Source organism: Nocardia sp. bgisy134 (genome assembly GCF_965341865.1).
Lineage (GTDB): Bacteria > Actinomycetota > Actinomycetes > Mycobacteriales > Mycobacteriaceae > Nocardia.
Window position 1 is genome coordinate 21,796 of the sequence record NZ_CBDQZP010000036.1, and the last position, 8,051, is coordinate 29,846.

The 8,051-nt window shown below is 67.3% G+C and carries 7 protein-coding genes and 1 pseudogene; 3 read left to right on the plus strand and 5 right to left on the minus strand.

Annotation, left to right across the window (positions count from 1 at the left end; genetic code table 11):
* Positions 1–30: 30 nt before the first annotated feature.
* The 3 genes from ACRWNM_RS35715 to ACRWNM_RS35725 all read left to right on the plus strand — a co-directional run bounded on the left by ACRWNM_RS35715 (position 31) and on the right by ACRWNM_RS35725 (position 2,865).
* Entirely contained in the window at positions 31–507 is a 477-nt protein-coding gene (locus tag ACRWNM_RS35715) for a nuclear transport factor 2 family protein (protein ID WP_431972585.1), read from the plus strand.
* Positions 508–645: 138 nt separating this feature from the next.
* Positions 646–1,737: a YncE family protein gene (locus tag ACRWNM_RS35720; protein WP_431972586.1), complete on the plus strand. Its 1,092-nt coding sequence runs from the start codon at positions 646–648 to the stop codon at positions 1,735–1,737.
* A gap of 81 nt (positions 1,738–1,818) precedes the next feature.
* Positions 1,819–2,865: an aminotransferase class V-fold PLP-dependent enzyme gene (locus ACRWNM_RS35725; RefSeq protein WP_431972587.1), complete on the plus strand. Its 1,047-nt coding sequence runs from the start codon at positions 1,819–1,821 to the stop codon at positions 2,863–2,865.
* 113 nt (positions 2,866–2,978) lie between these two features.
* On the opposite strand, the gene ACRWNM_RS35730 is transcribed toward ACRWNM_RS35725, so the two are convergent.
* From ACRWNM_RS35730 to ACRWNM_RS35750, 5 genes and pseudogenes are all read right to left on the minus strand, one after another.
* Entirely contained in the window at positions 2,979–3,404 is a 426-nt protein-coding gene (locus ACRWNM_RS35730; protein WP_431972588.1) for a hypothetical protein, read from the minus strand.
* A 272-nt stretch (positions 3,405–3,676) separates the two neighbouring features.
* Positions 3,677–4,795 (minus strand): serine hydrolase domain-containing protein, encoded by a 1,119-nt coding sequence (locus ACRWNM_RS35735; RefSeq protein ID WP_431972589.1) that lies wholly within the window; start codon positions 4,793–4,795, stop codon positions 3,677–3,679.
* 7 nt (positions 4,796–4,802) lie between these two features.
* Positions 4,803–5,675, minus strand: coding sequence for a helix-turn-helix domain-containing protein (locus tag ACRWNM_RS35740; RefSeq protein ID WP_431972590.1), 873 nt, complete (start codon positions 5,673–5,675; stop codon positions 4,803–4,805).
* Positions 5,676–6,060: 385 nt separating this feature from the next.
* Positions 6,061–7,077: a 3-keto-5-aminohexanoate cleavage protein gene (locus tag ACRWNM_RS35745; protein ID WP_431972591.1), complete on the minus strand. Its 1,017-nt coding sequence runs from the start codon at positions 7,075–7,077 to the stop codon at positions 6,061–6,063.
* 91 nt (positions 7,078–7,168) lie between these two features.
* Positions 7,169–8,051: pseudogene (locus tag ACRWNM_RS35750) on the minus strand (IS5 family transposase); the annotation flags it as partial.

Below are 8,051 nucleotides of genomic sequence, written 5' to 3' on the forward strand. Positions count from 1 at the left end.
GAGCGCGCCGCCTCGTGCCAGGCTGAGCGCATGGATCTCGCCGCCATCGAAGCCGTGCGCCAGCTGAAGTACCGCTACTTCCGAACCCTCGATCTCAAGCTCTGGGCGGAGTTCGCCGACACGCTCGCCGTCGACGCGGTCGGACGCTACGGCACGCACGCGCTGGGCGAACCGCTCGCGCTCGACGGCCGCGCCGCCATCACCGATTTCATGCGCCAGAATCTCGGCCCCGGCATTCTCACGGTGCACATCGCCAACCATCCGGAGATCACCGTCGACGGCGACACCGCGACCGGGTCGTGGGCCTTCGAGGACACCGTCATCGCCACCGAGTACGGCGTGCTGATCCGCGGCGCCGGGTACTACGACGACCGGTACCGGCGCGACGCCGACGGGCGGTGGCGCATCACCGAGACCAGCTATCGGCGGATCTACGAATCCAGCCGATCGCTCGCCGATACGCCGAGCCACCGGCTGCTCAGCAACATGTGGGCCGACAAGGTCTGAACGGTTCGGCCGCGCGAAGAATCGGCACGGAAAACGAGCCCCCGCCACCGCAATACGTCCCGGTAGCGGGGCAACCGCTTGCGGCGACGGCGATTACGCGGAATAGTCCGTTCGGATACCCACCAGAAAGGTCCTACGATGGCAAACCGGTTCCGGCGGCGATCGTCGCGCGCGTTGGCGCTCGCCGCGGTCGCCCTGTCGCTGCTCGCGCCGACCGCCGGGGCCGCCGATACCGGGCCGCTGGCCTACATCCCGGTGGCGGGCGAGGGCGCGGTGGTCGTGGTCGACACCGCGACCGACCAGATCGTCAGCCGGGTCGAGGGAGTCGGACCGCAGGCATCCGCGGTGACGGCCTCCCGGGACGGACGCCATCTCTATGTCCAGGCGTTCAATCCACCGTTCGTCGGCGCCGACGACATTGTTGTCATCGACCGCGCCACCGACAGCGTTACCACCCGCATTCCGATCAGCGGGACGGACGGCATGACGCGACCGATCACCGATCCGGTCCGGGACCTGGTCTACGTGGTCACCGCCCGCCCGTCCATCGACGTGCTCAGTACGACGTCCAACACGCTGGTCCGCTCGATGCCGCTGCCGTCGCTGGCGCTCGCCGCCGCCATCTCTCCCGACGGTGAACGCCTCTACGCCGTGTTCGCCGACTCGACCGCCGCCGTGTTCGACCCCGAGTCGGGATTCCAACTCGGCGAACGCATTCAGATCGACGGCTCGGTGCCCGCGTTCGCCGCGGTCTCCCCCGACGGTCACAAGCTCTACGCGATGAACGCGCTGGGCGACAACGTCTCGGTGATCGACACGGTGTCCTGGCGGCGGCTCGGCGCCATCCCGCTGCCGCCCGGCAGCGCACCGGTGTCGGGCGCGTTCAGCCCCGACGGGGATCGGCTCGTGGTGGCCACCCCGGGCGCGAACGCCGTCCAGGTGGTCGACGTGGCGGCCGACCGCGTGACGAGCTCGGTTCCGGTGGACGCGCCGGTCTCGGTCGGCTTCACCGCCGACGGCGCCAAGCTCTACGTGGGCAGTCTCGGCCCCCAGGCCGGTCCGGTCATCGCGCCGATCGCGGGCTTCGACGCGACCTCGCTGCTCCAGCCCCTGGTGCGGGCGAGCAGCAGGCCGAGTTCGGTGATCTCCCTCGACGCGGCGACACTGCGACCGAGCGGATCGCCGATCGGCATCGGCGCGGCGCCCGGCGCGGGAGCATTCACGAACTGAGTCCCGAGTCCGGCCGAGATCGGTCCACTTTCGGGCCGCTGGCGCTGTACGAATGGTCACCGAGGTCGCATGCTGCAAGGCATGTCCTCGCTAGCGCCCGATGAATTCCGTTCCGAGACCGCCTATCTCAACACCGCCTCCTACGGACTGCCCTCGAAACGGGCGCTGACCGCGAAGGCCGAGGTCAACGCCCGCTGGGCGGCGGGAAGGGGCGGCCCGATGACTCACGATTCGATGGTGCCGGAGCTGCGTGCTGCGTTCGCGAGGCTGCTGACCGGCGCGCACCCCGATCACATTGCGCTCGGCAGCGGCGTCGCCGGTCTGGTGGGTCCGGTGGCGGCCGCGCTGCCGCCCGGCGCGGAGGTGCTGCTCGCGGCGGGCGAATTCGCCTCGGTGTCCATGCCTTTCGTGCATCGCGGCGATCTGGCGGTGCGGGTGGTTCCGCTGGCGGAGCTGGCCGCGCAGGTGCGGCCGGAGACCGCGTTGGTGGCCGTGAGCGTCGTGCAGTCCGCCGATGGGCGTATCACCGATTTGGCCGAGCTGCGCGCCGCCACCGCGGCCAACGGCGCCCGGCTGCTGGTCGACGCCACCCAGGCGGCGGGCTGGCTGCCGCTGCGCTTCGCCGACGCCGACTACTGGGTCTGCGCGACCTTCAAATGGCTGATCGGCGCGCGCAGCGTGGCGTTCTTCGCCGCAGCGTCCGAGGCTGCCGCCGCACTGCGCCCGATCGGGCCGAGCTGGTACGCCGCCGAGGACCGCTGGACCGAGCTCTACGATCCGCGCGCCCTGCCGGTCACCACCCGCCGCTTCGACGCGACCCCGGACTGGCTGGGCGTCGTCGCCGCGTCGGCCGGTCTCGGCCTGATCGAGGAGCTGACCGTCGAGAAGATCAACGCGCACAATCTCGATCTGGCCGACCGCTTCCGCGCCGGTCTCGCCGAACTCGGCCGAGAGCCGGTGCCAGGGCGTTCGGCGATCGTCGTGGTTCCTGGCGCGGGCGAACTCGCACCGCAGCTGGAGGAGGCGGGCGTGATCGCCTCGGCCCGGGCGGGCTCACTGCGTTTCGCGTTCCACCTCTACAACGACGAGACAGACGTGGACCGCGCGCTCAACGCACTGGGTTCCTGAGCAGAACGGGGCGGACTTGGACCGGGTACGGCGGTCGATCGCCGACGTCGTGCGTGCCGTGCGGTCGAAGGCGCCGACCGCGACCGTCCGATCGCTGGACACGGCACCCGCGCTCAGCTCAGTGTGAACGTCGCCGTACCCGAGATCTGCTCCATCTCCCTGTCGTTCGAGTCCAGCGCGACGATCCGAGCCTCCACCCGGCCGAGGCCCGGCGCCGTGCCGAAACCGACGATCACGCCGTCCACCATGTTCTGGACGACACCGTTCACGACGCGGTGCTGCTGCCCGTCCGCGTACCCGGTATCCAGGTTCTTGAAGCGCACGGCGACCTTCCAGTCCGAGCAGCTGTCCCCGGTCTGGGTGACCTTCACCCGCACGCCGAACGTGCCAGGCTTCTCCTGCTGCACGGTGACCGCGTCGATGATCGCCGAGCAGCTGGTCGGAACCAGGCGCGTCAGGGTCGGCGAGAACGGAAAGCCTGGGTCGTGCGGAATGGCGGTAGATGGCGCTGCGAGCCCGACCACTCCGGCAGCGGCCACCGCTGCGATGACACCGACACGGACCGAAAACTGTTGTAGCTGTTTGCGATTGAGAGTCACGCCCGGTTTGTCGGGTCACCAACAGCCGTTGTTACCACAGTAGTTGCGTTAGTGAAATCACTGTAACATCTGGAAACGATGCTGTTGATGATCTCAACGGCCAGGTCCGAAAGCCGTTACAGCTCAGAAGATCTCAGCTTCACCGCTGATCCGGCGGCAACGGCGACTGTTCCAGCCCGCAGAGATCCCGTCCCTGGGCGAACTCTGGTGCATCAACCACACAGCGCCAGTTGGGTGAGAGCCCGAAGTGCGTCGTCGATGGGATGGGGCTGCGGTTTCCCCGAGGGGTCGAGTTGGTTCCATCGCTGCAGGTTGACCGCGATGGACATTTGCCGTCTGCCGTCAGCGCTGGTCATGGACATCGCGCCGCCGCCCCAGACCGAACCCTCATGGCCCCAGTAGATGCCGTGACCGGGCACCGTCATCTTCTGCAGGCCCAGACCGTAGTCGAGTGTCTTTCCCTCGAAGGAGATGACCGGAACGGTACGTTGCATCTGCGCCAGCGACGCTCGACTGATGATTTCGCCGGCCAGCAGCAGGCCGAAGAAGCGGTTCAGGTCCGCGACGGTCGATATCAGCGAAGCCGCCGGCCCCACCCACGACATGTCGTAGACGCTGTAGTCGCGCGGCGGGTCGATCATGCCGAACCACGCCTCGTAGTGCAGTGAGTGCGGTCCGTTGATATGCGGTCCGGCCGGGAGCTCGGTGTCCCGCAGCCCGGCGCGCTCGATGATGTTGCGGGTGATGTATTTCTCCGCCGAGGTACCGGTAATCGACTCCAGGAGTTGGCACAGGAGCAGATAATTGGTGTTCGAGTACACCCCGGGTGTGCCACCCGGGGTCCCGGTAGCGGGCGCAGAGACCCCCATCTCGATCAGCTCGATCGCGTGAAACCTGGTGAACCGGCTGTCATCCAGGCTGGTCGGTGTCGTTTTCGCCAGGGCGGGGAAGGCTGCGAGGGACGGGTAGGCATGCGGGAGGTATTCGGCGAGGCCGCTGGTGTGGTCGATCAACATCCGGACCGTGATCGCCGCGCCTCGTTCGCCGGGAACCAGCCGCGGCAGGTAGTGGCCGATGGGCGTGTCGAGCTCGATTTCACCATCGTCGACCAGCTGCAACACAGCGGCGGCGGTGAACGTCTTGGTGATGCTGCCGACACGGTGTCGCATATCGGCCGTGACGGGGCGGCCGGTGGCGACATCGGCGACTCCGGCGGCGCCACGCCAGACTTGGTCGTCGTCGCGCACCTCGGCGAAAACTCCGGGCATGCCGGCGCGATGAACGGTCTCCAGTGCTGTCTGTAGCTTCTCGGGATCGAATGTGCTGGTCACGGCACCACTATCGACCGACCGCTCCCGCCCGGTATTGGAAAAAACTTCCCCAGGCCCGGTGCCTCTGCTGGGCGATGGTGGGCAGATAGTGCGCCCTCAGTGCCCCCGGCGTGCGGTTGGCGAATATCGACACGTCTCGGCACAGATGAGCCTGATCGGTGTATCCGCAGTCCACCGCGACGTCGGCGGCGGGCCGCCCCGCCAGCAGACCGTCGACCGCGTACCGGAACCGGACCAGCATCGCCGCCCGCTTGGGTGTCAGGCCGATCTGGGACTCGAACCGCGCCCACAGCCGCTTGGGGCTCCATCCGAGGGATTCGGCGAGCTCACCGATCTTCACCTGGCCACGGGAGGTGAGTATGCGATTCCAGCCGGCGAGCACCTCCGGGTCAGGCGTCCGCATCGGCCTTTCACATTGCGCCAGAAACGATTTCGTCACGGCGAAACGTTCGTCCCAGGTCCGGGTGGACGCGAGTTGCTCACGCAGTCGCCGAGCCCACGATCCCCACAGGTCTTCCAGAGCGACCACGCCCCGGCCCAAATCAGTTGGGGAAACACCCAACAGCGAATACGCCTGTATCGGCGACAAGCGAACCTCGATGCACTCTGCCCGCTCGCCACGAACACGCATGGCCTCCACGGGAAGCCCGACAACGAAGCCACCGAGGGTCCGCCGCCCGACAGCATCGTCGACGATCAGCCCGCGATCCCCGAATTCGATCACCACGGTGATCGCCGCTGTCCCGGCAACCCGAAGATCCAACCCCGCGCCACCCGCGTCGCGATAACCGATGATCGCGGCACCCAGCGGCACGGCATCGGCCGGACCTGCGAAATCCCACCCCACATCAGGCTCGCGGCCGGAATCCACAGTTCCCACCCGTCCAGGCTACGGAAAGGTGAGGACACCGCCATCGCTCACGCAGGCCCGTCCGTGCCGACGATGTCGACGCCTACACCGACGATCATGCCGCTGGGCGCGCGGGCCCACTGTGCTGCACCGTAGTAGTCCGAGGCCGAGATCTGCTGTTGCTCAGGACATTCTGCTATGCGGATGAGCGGACGGTCCTGCGGATCCGCCGCACATCGAACACGGGACCACCGGGCGCGGCGCGAATCGGTCCATCATCCAATGCAAGTCGATAATGCTGCGCTCGGTGTCGCGGTCACTGGTGCTCCCGCCTGGATGCCGAGTGCCCCGAGCTGGCCGAGAATATTCATCCGATCATCCGGCATGCTTCCGCGCACTACGACTACCAAATACACTAGCCCCAAAGAGCGGCCATGACATCGTCCACGCCGGCCGGAGGGCGCCTATGCTGCGCGCCGAGGTCAGCCGCCTGTGCCACCAGCTCCTCGTTGGTTGGCTGTCCTTGTCCGGCATAATCCTCGAGACCGACTCGGACGTGGCCGCCCGCTCGCAGGGCTGCCTCGGCGAGCCCTGATCCGAGTACGTCCCCCCACGGCACCCCGACCATCCAGGGAAGTCCCACGTCGCTGATCATCTCGACGTAGGCATTCAGGCCGGTCTGCGTCGGCGGTAGGCCGAATAGTGCCGCTTGTCCGCCGAAATACAACTGGATCTTCGTCCGCTTCGGCAGCCGCCCCGCCTTGTGGTGCGCGAGGGTGAGTCTGAGGAAGCCGGGCTCGAAGATCGACACGTGAAGCGGCAGGTCGGCCTCACGGCACCACCCGAACACCTGGTCGACGTCGGCAGCGGAGTTGCCGAAGACGGGTAAGGCCATCGGTCCTTCGGGACCGCCGAAAGCAAGCGACAGGCAACCCGCATCTGCGGTGGTCATGGTCAGGGAGCCGCGCCGATGGAGCTCTTCGATGTGCGAGAAACGATCGGCGACCACGGACGTGCGCTCACCCGATGTTGTGGGGTGCATCAGCAAACCGGGTCGGGTCTCCCAGATTTGGCTCCACGCCGCTTCGTAGGGATCGGCCGAATGCACGCTCGGCTCACCGAAGTTCGGCTCGTCGTTGTGGTTGTGCACGATGGTTGCGCCCGCGTCGACACAGGCGAGAGTCGTCGCGACGATCTCCTCGACCGTACGCGGCACGTTGGGATTGACCTCCTTCGACGTCGACCCATTGATGGCGGCCTCGATCACCAGCGGCTTACCCCAACTCATTCGACCCCCATAGGCGTGTGACGTACGGGCGCAAGCCTCGCTGGAATCGATCCATTGCGCAATATCCGCATTCGACCAGCGGCAGGGGTCGTGGATCACTTGCCGCACAAGCGATTCCGACACGCACATCAGCTTCGCGATCAACCCGCCACCACGGGTGGCTGGTTACAGCATCAACTTTCCTGGACGCGGCACTAGCCCGTGAATGGATCGCTGGCACCCCTAGGAAGTGTCCTCAAAGCCATATGAGCAGGGTGGCCAGGTCGAGCATGCCGCGGTAGGACAGTGCGGTCTTGTCGTAGCGGGTGGCGATGGCTCGATACTGTTTGAGCCGGTTGAAGCAACGTTCGACGACGTTGCGGCGGCGGTAGGCCAGCGGGTCGAACGTCGGTGGGCGGCCACCGGCTTGGCCGCGGCGACGCCGGTGGGCCTGTTGATCGGCGCGTTCGGGAATCGTCGCGGCGATCTGACGCCGACGCAGATACTGCCGGATCGCCCGTGAGGAGTAGCCCTTGTCGGCCAGTACTCGCCGCGGCCTCGTCCAGGGTCGTCCGCGACCGGGGCGTGGCATGCGGATACCAGCCAGCACGCGGGTGAACACGGTGCAGTCGTTGACGTTGCCGCCGGTCAACACGATCGACAACGGCCGCCCCAATCCGTCGCAAGCCAGGTGGATCTTCGTCGTCGGCCCACCACGAGAACGACCGATCGCGTGGTCAGCGGGCTCGCCGTCCGTTTCGGGGTAGAACCCGGTCCCCGCCGATGTGGACCACCCGGTCGCGGCGGGCGCCGGCGGCGTGCTGATGGGCGCGCACGATCGAGGAGTCCACCGACACCTCTCGGTCGAGTTCGGCGACGGCGTCGGCGATCACCCGCACCCGCGCCACCAACAGTGACAAGGTGCCGTTGCGTGACCAACGCCAGAACCGGTTGTAGACGGTCTTCCACGGCCCGTACCGCTCGGGCAGGTCCCGCCAGGCGATCCCGGTCTTGGCCTTGTACAGCATGCCGTTGACCACCCGCCGGTCATCGACCCGCGGGCGGCCCTTCGCTCCCGAGGCCGGCAGCAACGCCGCCACGACCTGCCACTGCTCATCGGTCAACTCATGCCTGCGCAC